Raw genomic sequence first — 19,481 nt, 5'->3', positions numbered from 1 at the left:
CTGAGTTTGACAGAATTGCCAATAATAGCCATTATACTGACCGGTCGGTTCAGACCTCTGAGAGGTAATTTTTAGTGCACAAACCACTACCCAAACCCGTTGCGGCCCTCTTGGCCCTAGGTGTTGCCAGCAGCCTGGCAGCCTGTAGCTTTGAACCCAAGCTACGGGTGCCGCCCGCGCCTTCCGACAAAATGGCTTATACGGCGGGCAAAAGTCCGGTAAAAACCGTTACGCCCGGCGGTATGGCCGGAGTAGCACAGGAAATCCAGTATGGCACCGAGCTGCATGAACAATGGTGGAAACTGTTCCACTCCAAAGCTCTGGATACCCTCATCAGCGTGGGTCTGAAAAACAGTCCGACCATTGCGGCAGCCCAGGCACAAATGCGGGAAGCCCAGGCCACCGCGCGCGCCAACGCCAGCATTTTTTATCCGCAGGTTACCGGTACCCTGCAGGCCAATCGCAGCAAAAGCACCGCCGCCACTTTTGGTGGCAGTGGGGGTATCCATTACGCATTGATCAACGGGTCACTGGGGGTGTCTTATTACCCGGACATTTTTGGCGTCAATAAACTGGTGTATCGCAACAGCGAAGAGCTGGTGAAATACCAGCAGTGGCAGTTGGAAGCCGCGAAACTGACTCTTACCGGCAACATTGTCACCACCGCCATTGATGAAGCGGCTACCGCAGAACAAATCCAGGCTACCAGGGCCATCATCGCCCACGAAAAAAAGCTGCTGGAACTGACCGAAAATCAGTATCGTGCCGGTGCCATCGACTACAGCACGGTCATGACCCAAAAAAGTCAGATGGCCAGTGAAGCCGCCACCCTGCCGCCGCTGGAACAGCAATTGGCCGTCTATCGCCATGAACTCGCCATTCTCGTTGGGGCATTTCCTGCGAATGCCAAACGCCAGAATTTTACACTGACCGATCTGAAACTGCCGGGAAAACTGCCCGTCAGCTTACCGTCGCAGCTCCTCCAGCAAAGACCGGATATCCGCGCCGTAATGGCGCAGATGAAAGCGGCAAATGCGCAGATAGGGGAAGCGCGTGCGCAGTTTTATCCGACCGTCAAACTGACCGCCGCATTCGGCAATGCCGCCAGCAATCCCAACATATTTTTTGACCCCGTCAGCAGCATCTGGAGCCTGGTCGGGTCCATGTCCCAGCCTTTGTTTGAAGGTGGCAAACTGGAAGCTCAGAAAGCCGAGGCACATGCTGCCTATGACGCACTCTACGCCAACTACCGCAGCACCGTGCTCAATGCTTTTGATCAGGTGGCCAACGGGTTGCGGGCGGTGGAGCATGATGCCCAGGCCCTCGCCGCCCAGCGTGAGGCGCTGTCCGCTTCCCGGGAAGCACTCAAACTGGCGCAGGCCAGTTACCGCGCCGGTGCCAGTGATTATCTGACCCTGCTGACGGCTGAAGTCCAGTACAACACCGCCAAAATTGCCGAGATCAAGACACAATCCCTGCGTTATCAGGATAGTGCCGCATTACTCGTGGCTTTGGGGGGTGGCTGGTGGAACAAGCCGGATCAGAAGTCAACGACTACGCCTACCCATTCTTAAACCTTTTTATTGATCGCAGCCATCCTCTGCGGAGACTGAAATATGAAAAAAGCATTTGTGATTGTCATTATTGGCCTGCTGATTGTTTTTGGCGGAATTTTTGGGTTTAAAGCCTTCGTCAACAGCAAAATTGCCGAAGCGATGGCGCACATGCCCAAGCCGGTAGTCACCGTGAGTGCCGCAACAGCAGAAATTGCCCACTGGCACCCGCAACTGCGCGCCGTCGCCTCGCTGGCGGCCGTTCAGGGTGTAGATGTTACGCCCCAGATTGCTGGCAATGTGACCGCCATTCATTTTCGCTCCGGCCAGTATGTACAGGCAGGGACGCCGCTGGTGCAGATTGACAACTCTACGCAATTGGCCCAACTGGCCAGTGATCAGGCGCAACTGCGACTGGCTTCCAGCAATTTGCAGCGTACCAAAGAGTTGATCGCCACCAGGGCCGCCAGCCAGGCCCAGCTGGATTCAGCCCAGGCGACCTATCAGACGGATCAGGCTGCCATCAAGGATATTCAGGCGACGCTGAACAAACTGACCATTAGCGCGCCCTTCAGTGGTTATCTCGGCATCCGCCAGGTGAATGTGGGTCAGTATCTGACTCCCGGCACCAAAATAGTGGACCTGCAGTCCTGGAGCCCGCTCTACGCCAACTTCACGTTGCCGCAAAGCGATCTCCAGAATATTCAGGCCGGGACTCCAGTGCAGATCCAAACCGACGCCCTGCCCGGTCAAACCTTTTCCGGAAAAGTGACGGCTCTGGGTTCTGCCGTCAACAGCACTACCCGGCAGATAGAAGTACAAGCCACCATCGATAATCCCAAAAATCAGCTCCGGCCAGGACTGTTCGGGGAGTTGACGGTGGTGCGCGATACCACTGAAAAAGTCCTGGTCATTCCAGTATCTGCCATTTCCTATAACACCTTTGGCGATTATGTTTACGTCATTCATAAAGAGAAAAAGGATGGCAAAACCCAGGAAACCGCCGTGCAACAGGTCATCAAACCCGGCAAGCAGCGCGACGGCATGGTGGAAATACTCTCCGGATTGAAGCAAGGCGACAGAATCGTTACCGCCGGTCAGGTCAAGCTGGTCAATGGCAGCCTTGTTACCATCAGTCACGACGCGTAAGGCTAGCTCATGAAATTTACGGATATTTTTGTTCGTCGCCCGGTACTCGCCACGGCGTTGAGTCTGGTGATTTTCCTGCTGGGTCTCCATGCCTACACCATGATGACCGTCCGGGAATATCCGGCCCTGGTCAACACCGTCGTCACCGTCACCACGGCTTACCCCGGTGCCAGTCCCAGCACCGTGCAGGGCTTTATTACTGCACGTCTTGAAAAGGTCATTGCCAGCGCTCCGGACATCAACTACATGACCTCCAACAGTGCGGAGGGGTCCTCCACCATTACGGTGTACATGAAGCTGAATTACAGCCCCAGTGCCGCAGTGGCCAACATTCAGTCCAAAGTCCAGCAGGTGACTGATCAGTTGCCCACGGGTAGCCAGTTGCCCGTGATCAACGTCACAGTGGGCGACACAACGGATTTGATGTATATCGCTTTTTACGGAGATCAGCTCAGTCAGCAACAAATTACTGATTATTTGCTGCGCGTGGCGCAACCGCGTCTGGCCTCGGTACATGGTGTTGGTGAGGCACAGATTTTGCCCCCTGGTGCTGGCAATGGGAATACCTATGCCATGCGCGTCTGGCTGAACCCGCAGAAAATGGCCGCACTCAATGTGACCGCTGCCCAGGTTTCTCAAGCGTTGACAGCCAATGATTTCATCTCGGCCGTCGGGCGGACCCGGGGTAAAACCGTACAAGACACCATTGTTGCCACTACCAGCCTGCACAATGTCAGTGAATTCCGTGACCTGGTCATCAAACAGTCGGGCAACACTCTGATTCGCCTGAAAGATGTCGCCCATGTTGAACTCGGTGCACAAAATTATGATTCCCAGGCATTTTATGATGGTAAACCGGCAGCGTTCATCGGCATTCAGGAATCCCCCTCTGCCAATTCTCTGGATGTAGCCGCCGGTGTCAAAAGCTCTCTGGCAAAACTCAAAAAAAGTCTGCCACCGGGTATGCACGAAGAAATTCCTTATGACGCCAGTGCATTTATCAAGGCTTCCATCGATGAAGTATTGATGACCATTGGTATCACCCTGGCGGTGGTCGTGCTGGTTATTTTCCTCTTCCTCGGCTCATTCCGGGCAGTGGTTATTCCGGCGGTGGCCATTCCCCTGTCCATTGTTGGCGCGGGCCTGATCATGTGGTCGATGGGCTTCACCATCAATCTGCTGACCCTGCTGGCAGTGGTTCTGGCCATTGGGCTGGTGGTGGATGACGCCATTATCGTTGTAGAAAACGTGCATCGGCATATTGATGAAGGCAAAAGCCCTTTTGATGCCGCCTTGCTGACCGGACGCGAACTGGGTGGTCCGATTATCGTCATGTCCACCACCTTGATTGCGGTGTTTGCGCCGATTGGCTTTATGGGTGGACTGACCGGCAGTCTGTTTGGAGAATTTGCCTTTACCCTGGTAGCAGCGGTGTTGATCTCCATGATTGTGGCTTTGACGCTGTCGCCCATGCTCTCCAGCAAGGTCTTGAAGCCCACCAAGGAACACGGTTTTGAACACTTCATCGATCAGCGCTTTGTAGGTTTAAGACGTTTTTATGATCGTATTCTGCATGGTGTCCTGAATTTTGTGCCCGTAGTCATGCTCTTTGCCATTGTCGTATTCGGCAGCATTTACTTCCTGTTCTCCACTTCCAAATCGGAACTGGCACCACAGGAAGATCAGGGCATTATTTTCAATGCCGGCACTGGTGGTCCGACTATCACCCCGGACCGACTGGCTCATTACGGCAAGCAGATTTTGAAGGTGTTCAATAACTATCCGGAAAAAAAGGCGACCTTCATGGTCACCGGAATTTCCGTCGGCAGTGGTGGTGGAACCAATAGCCTTTTTGCAGGCATGCGTTTGACCAACTGGTCTGATCGTTCGGTTACGGCCATGCAGATTCAGCCCAAATTGCAGCAGCAATTGCAAAGCGTACCTGGGCTGCAGGTGGCTTCTTTCTTACCGCCACCTTTACCAGGATCTGCGGGCGGCCTGCCGGTACAATTTGTTCTGCAGAGCCCCGGCAGCTACGACAAAATGGATCAGGTGGCCGATCAGGTCATAGCCAAGGCTTACCAGAGTGGCATGTTCTTCTATGTGACCAAGGACCTGCGCATTGACAATCCGGAACTGGTGCTGAAAATCCATCGCAATATTGCCGCCAATCTGGGTTTGACCATGGCGGAAATTGCCCAGGATCTGCAACCTTTGCTGGGCGGCAACTATGTCAACCGCTTTGACATGCAGGGACGCAGCTACAAGGTTATTCCCCAGGTGCCGGACAAGTTCCGCACAGACCCGGAGGCCCTCAAGGACTATTATATTGCCACGGCAACGGGTCAAATGGTGCCCCTGTCAACAGTCGTATCCATCGAAACCAAGGTTGAACCCCAGTTTCTGCCGCAGTTTCAACAGCTCAACTCAGTCACCATTCAGGCGGTTCCCAAGCCGGGAGTAACCATGGGGCAGTCCCTGGACTTCTTCCGGAGCACGGCTGAAAAAATCATGCCCAAGGACTTTTCGGTCAATTACGCCAGCCAGTCGCGCGAGTACATGCAGGAAAGTGGTGGATTGCTGACCACTTTTGCACTGGCTATCATACTGATTTACCTATTGTTGGCGGCTCAGTTTGAAAGTTTCCGGGACCCCTTGATTGTGCTGATCACTGTTCCCATGTCCATCAGTGGTGCACTGATATTTGTCAGCCTGGGGCTGGCCTCCATCAATATTTATACGGAGGTGGGGCTGATTACCCTGATCGGTCTGATTGCCAAGCAGGGTATTCTGATTGTGCAGTTTGCCAATGAAATCCAGCGTCACGAGGGCTTGGGCAAACGCGAAGCGGTGGAAAAGGCGTCGAGTATCCGTCTGCGTCCGATTCTGATGACCACCGGAGCCATGGTACTCGGGGTTCTCCCCCTGCTCCTCATGAATGGACCCGGCGCCGTGAGTCGTTTCCAGATGGGCCTGGTCATTTTCACCGGCTTGGGCATTGGCGCGCTATTCTCGCTGTTCGTGGTACCCGCCATGTATATGGTGCTGGCCAAGAATTTGCGGGGGAGCGAAACCCCGGCTGAGCCTGCTTCCTGAAGCGGGTCTTCGGAGGGAGCAGACCGGATACTGGCCCCCTGAACACGGCGGTGGGCCGGGAAGCTTTTTGCTTGACAAAAAATCGAGGGAACAGAAGAATGTTGGGATATTAGAGTATTTAAAACGACGCAGATCATTCATAAGGTTAATTTCATGATAAAGAAGGTTTCCCCAGGCCATTCAGCTTCAGCGCAGGGGAAGCAATGACTGCGCAACGCATTGATGGAAAAGCCATTGCCAAGAAACTGCAGGCAGAAATCGCCGAAAAAAGTCGTGCTTTTCTCAAAAACCATGGTCGGGCTCCTGGCCTGGCAGTGGTTCTGGTAGGCAACAATCCGGCCTCCGAAGTTTATGTCCAGAAAAAACGCGACACCTGCAAAAGCGTGGGGATCCATTCTCTGGCGGTAAATCTCCCGGCTGCAAGCAGTCCTGAACAATTGCTCCAGAAAATAGCCGGGTTAAATGCTGATGACAGCATTGATGGTATTCTCGTGCAATTACCCCTCCCCCCCCAGTTTGATCCTGAAGTCATCATTGAAGCCATAGCCGTCGAAAAAGATGTGGATGGCTTTCATCCCTATAACGTCGGGCGTCTCGCCCTCCGCGCGCCCCTGCTGCGTTCCTGCACACCTGCCGGTATCATGACCCTGCTTGATGAAATTGACCTGGATGTTCGCGGCAAAGAGGCGGTGATTGTTGGTGCGTCCAACATTGTCGGACGACCCATGGCTATGGAGTTATTGCTGGCAGGGGCCACTGTCACGGTCTGTCATCGCTTTACCCGCAACCTTCAGGCCCATGTGGAGCGGGCAGAACTCCTGATTGCTGCCGCTGGCAAGCCGGGTTTGATTCCTGGTCAGTGGATTCGTGAAGGCGCGGTGGTCATTGATGTTGGTATCAATCGTTTGCCTGATGGTCGCCTGACCGGCGATGTAGACTTTGCCGAAGCCGAAAAGCGGGCAGCCTGGATTACACCGGTTCCCGGCGGAGTCGGACCCATGACCGTGGCTACACTCCTGCAAAACACGTTAATAGCCGCCGAGCAGAGGATGCGCCAACGTCATGACTGAAAGCGATCAGTCAGAATCCGCAGAAAACCCGGTATCTCTGGATAATGCAGAGCTCTATTTCAATCGTGATCTGAGTATTCTCGCCTTTAATCAGCGGGTGCTGGCACTGGCTGATGATCCACGCGTACCCTTGCTGGAGCGCTTGCGCTTTCTGACCATTGTTTCCAGCAATCTTGATGAATTTTTTGAAGTACGCATGGCTGGATTACTGCAAAGGCGCAAATTTGGTGCCGGACCCTTGGGGCCTGACATGCTGGGACCAGATCGGGAAATTGCAGCCGTGGCGCAAATGGCCCATGAAATCATCCAGGAACAATATCTCTGCCTGAACCAGCGTCTGCTCCCGGCTCTGGCCAAAGAAGGCATTAGGCTGCTGCGGCGCAAGGAATGGCGAGCTGCACAGAAGCGCTGGATCAGCAATTATTTTCAGACCGAAGTCATGCCCTTGCTGACGCCTCTCAGCCTGGACCCGGCGCACCCCTTTCCTAAAGTGCAAAACAAGGGTCTGAATTTTGCCATTGTGCTGGAAGGACAGGATGCTTACGGACGACGCAGCCCCATTGCCATCGTCCAGGCCCCCAGGATTCTTCCCCGAATCATCCAGATTCCTCCCCACCTGGCGGGTCCCAGTGATTTTGTTTTTCTTTCCTCCATCATTCACGAACACGTCACCGCACTGTTTCCCGGCCTGAAAATTCTCGGTTTTTATCAGTTCAGGGTCACCCGTAACAGCGAACTGTTTGTGGATGAGGAAGAAGTGGATAACCTTCTGGACGCATTGGTGGACGAATTGCCCATGCGTCCTTTCGGGGAAGCTGTACGCCTGGAAGTCGCCAATAACTGCCCCCGCGAAGTCGTCGATTATCTGCTCAAACACTTTGAACTGGTGGATGACAATCTCTATTCACTGGCCGGACCGGTGAACCTGTCCAGGCTGGCGGCCATTATTGACATGGTGCCGCGCCAGGACCTGCTCTTTCCCTCTTTCGTACCGGGGCTTCCCAGCGTCTGTTCCCGGCCGGAAAATATTTTTGCGCGCCTGCGTGAAGCACCCATTTTGCTGCATCACCCCTACCAGAGCTTTAATCCGGTGCTTGATTTTCTGCGTCAGGCGGCTAGTGATCCCCAGGTTATTGCCATCAAGCAGACCCTCTATCGCACCACCCCTGACTCGCCCCTGATTGAGGCGCTGATTGAGGCGGCTCTGGCGGGCAAGCAGGTCACTGCCGTGGTTGAACTCAAAGCCCGCTTTGATGAAGCCAACAACATCCACATGGCCGAGCGTCTGGAAGAAGTAGGCGTACAGGTCGTGTACGGGGTCGTCAACCACAAAGTCCATGCCAAAATGATTCTGGTATTACGCCGTGAGGAAGGAGGTATCCGCCTTTACGGCCATCTCGGCACGGGCAACTACCACCCCCGCAACGCCAGGATTTATACCGACTTGAGCCTGTTGACCGCCGATACGGACATTACCGCCGACATGAATGACCTGTTCATGCACATCACCGGCATGGGCAAGGTGCCTCAGTTGCGGCGCCTGCTGCAAAGCCCTTTTACGCTGTTCAACGCGCTTATTCAGGCCATTGAAGCAGAAACCCGCAGGGGTAGCGAAGGACGTATTCTGGCACGGGTCAACGCACTGGTAGACCCGGAGTTGATTCGTGCCCTGTATCGGGCCTCTCAGGCGGGCGTCGAAATTGATCTGGTAGTGCGCGGTGCCTGCGCCCTGCGTCCCGGCATCCCCGGCGTTTCCGAGCATATTCGGGTGCGCTCCATTGTCGGTCGCTTTCTGGAACACAGCCGGGTTTATTATTTCGGCAATGGACGGCATCCCAAGCTGTGGATTTCCAGCGCAGACTGGATGGGACGCAACCTGTTTAGACGCCTGGAGGTTGCCGTTCCAATACAGGACCCGGACCTCCGCGCCCGGGTTCTCGAGGAAACCCTGCAGCTTTATCTGCAGGATGACTGCAACGCCTGGCTCATGAAGGCGGACGGCAGCTATGAACATTTGCGCCGAAGCCCGGAAGATGACTGTCAATCCGCCCAGGAAACCCTGCTGCGGCATTATGATCGCAGCAGTCATCATGGCTAAAAAGGAGCCATAGCGATGATCAGAATCCTGGTCCTCAACAGCAAGGGGGGTGCAGGCAAAACCACTGTGGCCACCAATCTGGCCAGCCTTCTGGCGCTGCGTGGGACGGTTCTCCTTGCCGATCTGGATACCCAGCAGTCTTCTTCCCACTGGGTCAAACGCCGCTCTCCCCTGCTCCCCAGGCTGAATGTGGTGGAAGATGCCGAACGAGACTTCCGTGATTATCCCGCCAGTGACTATGTGGTCATGGATGCCCCTGCAGGACTCAAAAAGAAACGCCTTGAAGATATGCTGGGTGAGGTAGAGGTTCTGCTGGTACCCATCGGCCCCTCCCTTTTTGATCTGGATGCCAGCCAGCTCTTTTTGCAAAAACTGGAAGAAATCAAGCGTTACCGTAAAGGTAGAGTGCGGATGGGGGTGATTGCCAATCGGGTAAATGCGCGTACCCGGGGTGCCCAGCATCTGCAAAGTGTCCTGAGTGAATGGAACCTGCCCGTGGTGGCGACCTTGCGGGATAGTCAGATTTACGTCCGTGCCGCCCAATGTGGTGCCGGAATTGCCGACATGCGTGCCACAGAAAACCGCAATGAATTGCCGCAATGGGTACGCATACTGAATTTTGTGATGGGAGATGGTGGTGGAAGAGGAACTTAAATTACAGATTATGGACGATACGGCTCCAGTCTGGAAACGTATTGCCGAACATCCTCTACTGGCCATCAGCAAAGAACCTCCACTTCAGTTGCATGCGTTTTATTTTGATAGTCGGGACAGCGCCCTGCAGCGCGCGCGTCTGGCCTACCGTGTGCGCCGCGAAGGAGAGGCCTGGATAGCCACCCTCAAGGCCAGCGGCCAGTCCGCCGGCGGACTGCACCAACGTCCGGAGTGGAATGTACCGGTCGCCAGTAACCAGCCCGACCTGAGCGTCTTCACCGATAGTGAAGCCGCCGCCATGCTTGCACCCTTCACGGAACTGGACTTGCAGGTCATTCTGGAAACCCGTTTCGAACGCCACGAAAGCCGGGTTACCCACACCGATGGCAGTGAAATCATTGTAGCGCTTGATCGCGGAGAAATTCTGGCCAGAGGCCAGAGCGAACCCATCCGCGAGGTGGAGCTGGAACTTGCTCAGGGGAATGCAGCGGCAGTGCTCGAAATGGGCGCAGCCCTCTGTCAGGATCTTCCCCTGATTCCCGACCAGGAAAGCAAATTGTTTCGCGGGTTGCGCCTGGCCGGTCTGATTGCCGATGAAAAACCGCGCGACACGGCATGGCCTCTGCACCGCCGGGAAAATGCTGGCAGTGCTTTCAGCCAGATACTGACCTGGCAACTCCAGCAAATTATTCACGATACACGCAAACACTGGGCCAAAACTTCTGCGGATAGTTTTCATGACCTGCGTAAAAGCGTGCGCAGCCTCAGATCAACCTTGCGCTTTTGCCGCGTGCTCGACCCGGACAATCTATTGCAACCCTACCGCCTCGCGCTTCAGGAATGGTTTCACCAGCAAAACCACAAACGTGATTATGAAGCCCTGCTGGGATACTGGACCGACATTGCCGCGATCATGACCCTGGACCCCGCCCCCTTGCAGGATATTTTATCGGCGCAAGCACCCCAGCAGGCCGAACAATTACCGCAACTGGTCGCCATCCTGCTGAAACTCTGGGCCAGTTTAATGCGACATCCATTGACCCACGCCAAAAATCTGCAGGATTTCAGCGAATCCCAATTACATCGCGAAGACCGCAAACTGATGGCTGCCGGCAAAATGCTGCTGGATCATCCCGAAGCCTTACACAGCCTGCGCATCCGTATCAAAAACATGCGATATGTGATGATCACCCTGGCGCCGTTATGGCCGGGAAAAGATAGCAAGGCCTTACTGAAATTACTGGCGACGTTGCAGGGTATTGCCGGAGAAATCCACGATGCGGACATGGCAGGCCAATATCTGCATCCCCTGGCCAACAATCGCAAAGCCGGCGTGGCTTTTCAGGCGGGTGCGTTATTGGGGTTCCTGCAGGGCCGTGAGGCCCGGCAGCGTAAAAAATTCCAGAAATTCTGGCTGCGACTGGAATCCACGGCCCGCCCCTGGGATAGCTAAGCGGCAGGATATGACCGCTGAATGACCTCGGTCAGGTCGCGGGACAGGTTCGGTTTTGCTGCCAACAGTTGCAGGGCATTCATCATGCCTCGCTGGCGGACCTTGTCATAGCGCTGCCAACGACTGAGAGGTGTGGCCAGACGGGCAGCAGTTTGCGGGTTGATATCATCCAGCCGACGGATTTGCTCGGCAAAAAAAGCATAACCTGAACCATCAGCCGCATGAAATAAGGTCGGATTCATGGAAAAAGCCCCCAACACCGCCCGCACCCGATTGGGCACTTTCCAGTCAAAGGCCGGATGCACCAAAAGATGCTGCATCTGGCGCAAGGTATCGGGGCGCGGTGCCATGGCCTGAATGGCGAACCATTTGTCGATCACCAGCGGATAATCCTGCCATTTCTGGTAAAAATCCAGAAGGATGTCTTCGGCATCATGTTTGGGATGCTGCACCAGCAACTGAAAAGCCGCCAGACGGTCTGTCATGTTATCGGCCTGCACATATTGCTGACGCGCATGCAGGGTCATGTCCTCATGACGACTGTGATCACTATGAATCAGATAACTCAAGGCCATATTCCGAAGACGGCGACGACCAATGGAAGCCCCATCCCGCTCATAAGCGCCCGCAAGATCCTGATACAATCCTAACCATTCATCATGAAAATGTGCGCCAATTTTATCGAGCAGGGTCTCCCGCGCTTGATGAATGGCATCCACCGCAATGACCGCCATCTGTTCACCGATATAATCCTCGCTGGGCAAAGTCAACAACTCCGCGCGAAAAGCCGGGTCCATCTGGCTTTGTTTCAGTGTGGCAGACAGCGCCTGCGCCAAGGCCGCAGGCAACGCCTCGAGTTTCTTATGATTTTCCATCCCTTCCAGCAAAGATTTCAGGGCCAACTCCTGGGTGCTTTCCCAGCGATTGAAAGGATCATCATCCACACCGGCCAAAAAACTGCGAGCCTGATCATCGAGAGCAATATCCAGGCGCACCGGGGCAGAAAAACCCCGCAACAGGGACGGGATCACCGGATCGGGCAAGTCCTCAAAAGTCCAGCTTTGACTGGCCTGCTCCAGTAAAATCACCTTTTCGGTTGCGCCTGTTTTATCCAGAACCGCTTTTTCTCCCTGGGTGTTGAGCAAAGCCATGCGCACCGGAACAGGTACCGGCTCCTTGTTTGACTGTCCGGGCGTGGCGGGGGTGGACTGCTGTAGGGTCAGCGTGTAGGAACAACTCGCGGGATCATAATTTCCTTCTGCCTTTACTTGTGGGGTTCCGGCTTGAGAATACCAGCGCCGAAAACTGGAAAGATCATAGTGGTTGGCATCTTCCATGGCCTCCACAAAATCTTCGATGGTGACCGCATGACCATCATGTCGTTCAAAATACAGATCTGTCCCCCGCCGAAAACCTTCCTTGCCGAGCAGGGTATGGATCATGCGCACCAGTTCCGCACCCTTTTCATACACCGTCGCCGTGTAAAAATTGTTGATTTCCGAATAGGCATCGGGACGCACCGGATGCGCCAGCGGGCCAGCATCTTCAGGAAACTGGGCCGCACGCAGACGTCGCACATCGCCAATCCGTTGCACCCCGCGCGAATTCATAACTGCACTGAATTCCTGATCACGAAATACCGTCAAACCTTCTTTGAGGCTCAGTTGAAACCAGTCCCGCAAGGTCACCCGATTACCCGTCCAGTTATGAAAGTATTCATGAGCAATGACCGATTCAACGCCCTGATAATCCGTATCGGTGGCGGTTTCAGGGCTGGCCAGCACATATTTGGAGTTGAAAATATTGAGGCCCTTGTTTTCCATGGCCCCCATATTGAAGCTGTCGGTCGCCACAATCATGTAACGATCCAGATCATATTCCCGCCCGTAAACCTCTTCATCCCAGCGCATGGCCCGCTTCAGGCTTTCCATGGCCTGGTCGCAGGCTCCCAGGTCCCGTTCAGCCACATAAATTTCCAGCGTCACCGACCGTCCGGATTGTGTAACAAAAACATCGCGCTGTACGGCCAGATCACCGGCCACCATCGCAAATAAGTAAGCGGGCTTGGGATAAGGATCTTCCCAACGCGCCCAATGCCAATCGTTGCCTTCATCCCCCTGGGCAATGCAGTTCCCATTGGCCAGCAACACCGGACAGGTTTTTCGGGAAGCGTGTAAAGTCACCGTAAATTTGGCCAGACAATCCGGACGATCCAGATAATAGGTAATACGCCGGAAACCCTCTGCCTCACATTGCGTCAAAAACTGCCCACCGGCAAAGTACAAACCGGAAAGGGTCGAATTGGCAGCAGGATGAATCCGAACCCGGGTTTCCAATACAAAATCCGGCTCCGGGTTCAACAAGGTCAAACCCGTCGCATCAGCACGAAACAAATTTTCCGCCAAGGGCTGACCATCTCGCAAAACACTCAGCAGTTCCAGGAATTCGCCGTCCAGGTGCAACGCAGATACCGGCTCGGAACCCAGCCGCTGAAAATGCAGACGGGCCTCCACCTCGGTGTTTTCTGGGTCCAGATGAACATTCAGCGCAACATCGGTAATCCGATAAAGGGGCGGCTGATAATCTTCGCGATGAATAACCGCGTTATTATCTTGGGCAATCATCAATGGCAAGCTCCATTTTCCAGGCTGCTGATATGATCAACAAAATCGGCCAGACTTGAACGATCCAACCCATGGGCCAGAACGGCCTGATTACGTGTATTACAATAAATCAGGGTCGGGGTCGCCACTTCTCCGCTTTCACTCAGCAGCTTGGTATTGTCTTCTACTGCAGCCAGTGTCGCCGGATCAGGGGTTTTAGCGGGAGAAATGCCGCCCTCTTCCGTCGCCTCATCAAAGCCTTTTTCATTTTCTGCCATGGCGGCAGCAGGATCACTGGCCCCCAAAATAGCCGCCGCTTTTCCGGCGCTGCTGGGCTTCAGGAAAGCCACGACCACATAGCGGACGCGCAATTTACCTGCAGCAATGAGCGGTTTGGCTTCTTCATAAAACTTGTGACAGTAAATGCAGTTAGGGTCCACAAAAGCCGTGAGCTCCGGTCCTTTGGTTCCCAGCACAAAACTGTCGGCATGCGCGGCTTTTTCAGCCAAAACCGCAGCCGATGCCGGTTTGGGAATGAGCCCCAGCTTGATCATGTCGGCATGGGCGGCATCCTGACCTTGCTGATTGAGCACCGGCCCGGCCACCAGATATTGTCCATCTGACGTCGCATAGGCAATGGTTGGATGACCTTCCATACTGACTTCAATCCCCGTCAAACCTCCAGGGCCAGGAAAAACCTTTTCAGCACTGGCCTGGCCGTGGGTAACATCATTCAGCAGCTTCTTGGCGCCATTCAGACTCAACGGACTGCTGCTCATAGCGGAGTCAGGATTGATGGCAAAGCGTTCGATAACTGCCCCGGTTAAGCCGCCAATAATTAAAAGACCCACTGCCAGAGCGATAGATGATTTGTCCATATATGAAAGTTAATCCTGTAAATTCTGAAAAAAGTGACAAAGGAAGATTGTAAACCGCTGAGAGCATCAAGACCAGAAATGACAAGATCCGTAAAAACCAGAGTTGCGTACACGCGGCAAACTCTTGAGAGAAGACCTTCAACGCCGGTGATGGTTCCCGAAATGGACGTTTTAGAGGCGGTTACCAATGCGCAGCAGACCAACCACCTGCCCTTCAATCTGCAAATCATCACGCGACAAATCTACATCAATAGGAGAAAAATCCGGATTTTCGGGTAACAGGCTGACTTTGCTCTGCTTCCGTTGCCAACGCTTGACCGTAACCTCTCCGTTGACTCGGGCCACTACAATCTGGCCATTTTGCGGCGCAAAACCGGCTTCATGGCGCACCGCCAGAATATCGCCATCGAGAATACCCGCATCGCGCATACTCATACCCTGCACCCGCAACAAATAATCAGCCCCTGGCGAAAATAATTTAGGGTCTACCGGCAACTGCCCTTCGCGAAACTCCTCAGCCAGCATCGGCTGTCCGGCGGCCACCCGACCCACCAAAGGCAAGCCCATGGTCTCGCTCAAATCTTCGTGCAGGCGAATACCCCGTGCGGTACCATTTTGCAACTCCAGATAACCCTTGCGCGCCAACATGCGCAAATGGGTTTCCGCCGCATTGGGTGAACGAAAGTCAAAGGCTTTCATCAATTCCGCACGAGTGGGCGGCAAATTGTCTTCCAGCATCCGGGTGCGAATCCAGGCCAGAATCTCGGCCTGACGCGGCGTCAGTTTATCCATGTCATGCCTCCAGAAATCGGTACGTATGATTCTGTATTTTTATACAGCATGAAGAAAAGCGCAAGACCGCTGCAAACTCGACAAAATGCTGACAGCATCCGAACCACACCCCTCCAAGTTACTGCCGGTTTTTTGACGACCGTAGTCGTAAGACAAGACTTCCCTCCATATTCGGCCCTGTACCAAATTTGCGCCTGAGTAGCAGATGACTGTCAATAAACAATTTATAACTTATTGTTTTATTTGGTGGGCCCGCACGGACTCGAACCGTGGACCAAGGGATTATGAGTCCCCTGCTCTAACCAACTGAGCTACAGGCCCTGAAGAGAGGGCACGAAATTGTTTCCGCGCCCGCATTTTTACCACATTTACCCTTCAGGAAGGAATGGTGACTTCTCCGTCCACAAAACTCTTTAAACGCTCAGAGCGGGAAGGATGGCGCAGCTTCCGCAGCGCCTTGGCTTCAATCTGACGAATACGCTCACGGGTCACATCAAACTGTTTACCCACTTCTTCAAGGGTGTGATCCGTGTTCATGCCGATTCCAAAGCGCATACGCAACACTTTGGCCTCTCGGGCTGTCAGACCATTGTCCAGAAGTTCTTCAACAACTTCGCGAATAGCCGCATTGACTGCTGATTCGGCTGGCGCGGTGACATTACGATCTTCAATAAAGTCACCCAGATGGGAGTCTTCATCGTCGCCAATGGGAGTTTCCATGGAAATCGGTTCCTTGGCAATTTTCAGCACTTTGCGAATCTTGTCTTCGGGCATTTCCATGCGCTCCGCCAGCTCTTCCGGAGTTGGCTCCCGACCCATTTCCTGCAGCATTTGCCGACTGATCCGGTTCAGCTTGTTGATGGTTTCAATCATGTGCACCGGAATACGAATGGTGCGCGCCTGATCGGCAATACTGCGGGTAATGGCCTGTCTAATCCACCAGGTAGCGTAGGTAGAAAACTTGTAGCCACGCCGGTATTCAAACTTGTCCACCGCTTTCATCAAGCCGATATTGCCTTCCTGAATCAAATCCAGAAATTGCAGACCACGATTGGTGTACTTCTTGGCAATGGAAATGACCAGACGCAGATTGGCTTCAACCATTTCCTTTTTGGCCCGCCGGGCTTTTGCTTCACCGATAGACATCAAACGGCTGGCTTCCTTGATTTCCGCGACCGGCAAGCCCGCCCGTTTTTCAATGTCTGCCAAACGCTTCATGATGGCGAGAATATCATCCCGATATTCCACTAACCGTGCGCTATAAGTAAAGCCACCATTAATCTGATGGTCTATCCAGTCCAGATCACTTTCATGACCGGGGTAGCTGCGCACAAATTCCTTCCGGGGGAAACGCGCCCGCTCAATACAAATCTCCATGAGCTCACGTTCACAATGACGTACGCCGTCAGTTAAAGCCCGCAAGGCATCGGCCATCACATCAATCTGGCGACCATTCAGCTTGATTTCCAGAAAGCGTTCTGCCAGCTCGCGTCTTTTTTCCTGATAGCTTTCGTCATGCATTTCACCTTCAGCATGACTGGCAAGCAGATTCAGATAGGCTTCGCGAATGACTGCAAAACGCTCCAGGGCTTCTTCCAGCTGCGGGCCCTTATCCGCTTCAAGAGTGCCTTCTTCGCTTTCTTCATCCGCATCATCCGTGTCTTCAGGCTCTTCGCCCTCCAGCAAAACAGACTCTTCGTCTTCACTGACGGCCTCTGCATCCAAGGCGTTGGGATCAATAAATGCATCCACCACTTCATCCAGGCGCGTTTCTCCGCGCTCAACCCGATCAGCAGCATCCAGCAACAGCGAGATAGTGGTCGGGCAGGTGGAAACCGCACGCAAAACCTGCATCAGACCATCTTCAATGCGGCGGGCTATTTCAATTTCGCCTTCCCGGGTTAAAAGCTCAACCGTGCCCATCTCACGCATGTACATACGCACCGGATCACTGGTACGGCCAATATCCGCTTCGACGACAGCCAGGGCTTCCTCGGCAGCTTCTTCGGCTTCCTGGGCGGCCACGCCGACATTACCTTCACCGTCCAGAAGAGTATCGCCATCCGGTGCTTCTTCAAACACTTCGATGCCCATGTCATTAATCATGGAAATGACATTTTCCATCTGCTCAGGATCAAAAACTTCTTCGGGCAGATGATCATTAATCTCCCCGTAGGTCAGGTATCCCTGCTCTTTCCCGCGCGCGATCAGGCGCTTCAGCTCAGACCGCTGAGACTCATTGTCCACTACACTCTCACCGTCTCTCATAACCATCCTGCACTCGCGGAAAGCCGCATATTATATAAGAAAAACCACCTAGATGAAAAGCTAAATTCATTGACCGCATTCATCCATCCTTTTTGTCTGGACACTTCAGGATTCGGAACGCTTGTGGCGACCACGTCGCGTTGACAACACGATTTCGGTCCGCTCCTGCTCCGTCAGCGCGCCCAATCCCGAACGATCCGCCGCATGGCCCATATATTCCAACCTAGCGGCGCTCAGGCGCCGATTTACCCTGTGCACACATTCTGGTATTTCATTGCGCAACAATGCGCTCTCCTGGCGCTCTTCAGCCTCGGACATGACCAAGGCATAACAAAACTCTGCCAAGTCAGTGCCAGCCAGTCTCGCCAAGAGCTCGTGGGAACTTAAATGGGTCATGTTTACCAAAATATCAAGGGTAGCATCGAGTTTTTTTGCAATGGGGTCAGACGCAAAAGGCAGCAGATCCTTTTCCAGTTGCTGCCAGACAGGGTCATCGGGATGATTCAAGAGCAGGCGCATCGCGTTTTTGAAGAGGGAGGGTCCCTCTTTGCTCCGCGACAGTTGCACTGACGCTGCAACTTGAGCATCCCGACGACGCGTTTTGGAAGGTGTGGCAAAGGCCAGACCACATAACTCCTGGAGTTTATGGAGGTAAACTTCTCGCAAAGTGGTATCCTTTATCCGCTGCAAGAATTCCCGGGCTTCCCGCAGAAACTGGGCTTTTTCGTCTTCTGCGGCAATATTATAGCGGCGCTGCAGTTCATCGAGAAAAAAATCGATGGCCGGCCGGGCCGTCGGGAATAAAGCTTCCAGTGCTGCTGCGCCCTGCTCGCGCACCAGCGAATCCGGGTCCTGCCCATCCGGCAAAAACAGTACCCGCAGCAGACGCCCCTCGCGCAACAACTCAGGCGCCATTTGCACCGCCCGCCAGGCCGCCTTACGGCCGGCAGCATCCCCATCAAAGCACAGCAAAATCTCTGCAGCCGCACGAAACAGCATCTGTAGCTGACTTTCCCCGAGTGCCGTACCACTGGCAGCAACGGCATAATCCAGTCCGGCCTGATGCAGGGTGACGACATCCAGATAGCCTTCCACCAGCACGGCACGATTCACCCGGCGCAGGCCATCCCGCGCCTGATGCAGGCCGTAAAGCACCTGCCCCTTATGGTACAGCGGACCTTCGGGAGAGTTCAGATATTTGGGCTCCCGACCATCGAGACTGCGTCCCCCCAATCCGACCAGATGGCCGCGACCATCCCGAATCGGAAAAATGACCCTGTCCCGAAAACGGTCATAAACCGAATGATCTTCGCGGCTACTCACCAAACCTGCACCAATCAGTGCGCGTCGGGTATTTTCATCCTTACCCAGTTGCTGACTGAGAAAATTCGCGACAGGAGGGGCATAACCCAATTCAAAGCGCGCAATGATTTCCGGATGGAGACCCCGGCTCTGCCAGTACTGCTGGGCCGCCGGATTTTTTACCAGTGCATCACGGTACAGGCTGACCGCCTTATCCAGAATCTGCCGAAAAGGGCGGAGATCTTCCTGGACAGACTGACCAACAGCCTCTTCAGGTAAGGCCACCCCGGCATCTTCCGCCAGCAAGGCTACCGCCTCAGGGAAGGAAAGACGATCATGGGCCATCAGAAACCCAATGGCGTTACCATGGGCATGGCATCCAAAACAATAGTAAATCTGTTTTTCCGGACTCACTGAAAACGAAGGACTTTTTTCCTGATGAAAAGGACAGCAGGCCCAAAAATCCTTGCCTTTTTTCTTCAGGGGAACACGACCCTCCACCAGACGGATCAAATCGGTCCGTTCGAGGAGAGCATCTATGAATGCGGGGGAAAATTTGACCATG

12 protein-coding genes and 1 tRNA gene are annotated in these 19,481 nt (G+C 54.0%); 7 read left to right on the top strand and 6 right to left on the bottom strand.

Features of this window, described 5'->3' with window-relative positions; all coding sequences use genetic code 11:
• Positions 1–74 precede the first annotated feature (74 nt).
• From H7F11_RS04645 to H7F11_RS04615, 7 genes are all read left to right on the top strand, one after another.
• The gene (locus H7F11_RS04645; protein WP_193650771.1) at positions 75–1,574 is read left to right on the top strand and encodes an efflux transporter outer membrane subunit; all 1,500 of its coding nucleotides are present in this window, start codon (positions 75–77) and stop codon (positions 1,572–1,574) included.
• A 42-nt stretch (positions 1,575–1,616) separates the two neighbouring features.
• The gene (locus tag H7F11_RS04640; protein ID WP_193650770.1) at positions 1,617–2,702 is read left to right on the top strand and encodes an efflux RND transporter periplasmic adaptor subunit; all 1,086 of its coding nucleotides are present in this window, start codon (positions 1,617–1,619) and stop codon (positions 2,700–2,702) included.
• Positions 2,703–2,711: 9 nt separating this feature from the next.
• Positions 2,712–5,798: an efflux RND transporter permease subunit gene (locus tag H7F11_RS04635; protein WP_193650769.1), complete on the top strand. Its 3,087-nt coding sequence runs from the start codon at positions 2,712–2,714 to the stop codon at positions 5,796–5,798.
• A 203-nt stretch (positions 5,799–6,001) separates the two neighbouring features.
• Positions 6,002–6,868 carry a bifunctional methylenetetrahydrofolate dehydrogenase/methenyltetrahydrofolate cyclohydrolase FolD gene (gene folD / locus H7F11_RS04630; protein ID WP_193650768.1) on the top strand — a complete coding sequence of 289 codons (867 nt, stop codon included), beginning with the start codon at positions 6,002–6,004 and terminating at the stop codon, positions 6,866–6,868.
• Complete coding sequence (ppk1, locus tag H7F11_RS04625; RefSeq protein ID WP_193650767.1) at positions 6,861–8,966, top strand: polyphosphate kinase 1; 2,106 nt, start codon at positions 6,861–6,863, stop codon at positions 8,964–8,966. Before folD ends, ppk1 begins: the two co-directional genes overlap by 8 nt.
• A 15-nt stretch (positions 8,967–8,981) precedes the next feature.
• Entirely contained in the window at positions 8,982–9,620 is a 639-nt protein-coding gene (locus H7F11_RS04620; RefSeq protein ID WP_193650766.1) for a ParA family protein, read from the top strand.
• Positions 9,598–11,073, top strand: coding sequence for a CYTH and CHAD domain-containing protein (locus H7F11_RS04615; RefSeq protein WP_193650765.1), 1,476 nt, complete (start codon positions 9,598–9,600; stop codon positions 11,071–11,073). The genes H7F11_RS04620 and H7F11_RS04615 overlap by 23 nt, the downstream gene beginning before the upstream one ends.
• Here H7F11_RS04615 and pepN read toward each other — a convergent pair.
• The 6 genes from pepN to dnaG all read right to left on the bottom strand — a co-directional run bounded on the left by pepN (position 11,070) and on the right by dnaG (position 19,480).
• On the bottom strand, positions 11,070–13,697 hold the full coding sequence (pepN, locus tag H7F11_RS04610; RefSeq protein ID WP_193650764.1) for an aminopeptidase N: 2,628 nt from the start codon (positions 13,695–13,697) through the stop codon (positions 11,070–11,072). The two genes, H7F11_RS04615 and pepN, sit on opposite strands and share 4 nt — an antisense overlap.
• Positions 13,697–14,554: a thiol:disulfide interchange protein DsbG gene (gene dsbG / locus H7F11_RS04605; RefSeq protein ID WP_193650763.1), complete on the bottom strand. Its 858-nt coding sequence runs from the start codon at positions 14,552–14,554 to the stop codon at positions 13,697–13,699. Before dsbG ends, pepN begins: the two co-directional genes overlap by 1 nt.
• Before the next feature lie 171 nt (positions 14,555–14,725).
• Positions 14,726–15,346, bottom strand: coding sequence for a transcriptional repressor LexA (gene lexA / locus H7F11_RS04600; protein WP_193650762.1), 621 nt, complete (start codon positions 15,344–15,346; stop codon positions 14,726–14,728).
• A 244-nt stretch (positions 15,347–15,590) separates the two neighbouring features.
• Positions 15,591–15,667: transfer RNA gene (locus H7F11_RS04595), tRNA-Ile, on the bottom strand.
• Between the two features lie 54 nt (positions 15,668–15,721).
• Positions 15,722–17,614 (bottom strand): RNA polymerase sigma factor RpoD, encoded by a 1,893-nt coding sequence (gene rpoD / locus H7F11_RS04590; protein ID WP_193650761.1) that lies wholly within the window; start codon positions 17,612–17,614, stop codon positions 15,722–15,724.
• Positions 17,615–17,719: 105 nt separating this feature from the next.
• Positions 17,720–19,480 (bottom strand): DNA primase, encoded by a 1,761-nt coding sequence (gene dnaG, locus H7F11_RS04585; RefSeq protein WP_193650760.1) that lies wholly within the window; start codon positions 19,478–19,480, stop codon positions 17,720–17,722.
• Position 19,481 lies beyond the last annotated feature (1 nt).

It is taken from the genome of Acidithiobacillus sp. HP-2 (assembly GCF_015100155.1).
Taxonomy (GTDB): Bacteria; Pseudomonadota; Gammaproteobacteria; order Acidithiobacillales; family Acidithiobacillaceae; genus Acidithiobacillus.
The sequence above is the reverse complement of the archived record's forward strand: the minus strand, read 5'-3'. Positions and strand labels throughout refer to the sequence as shown.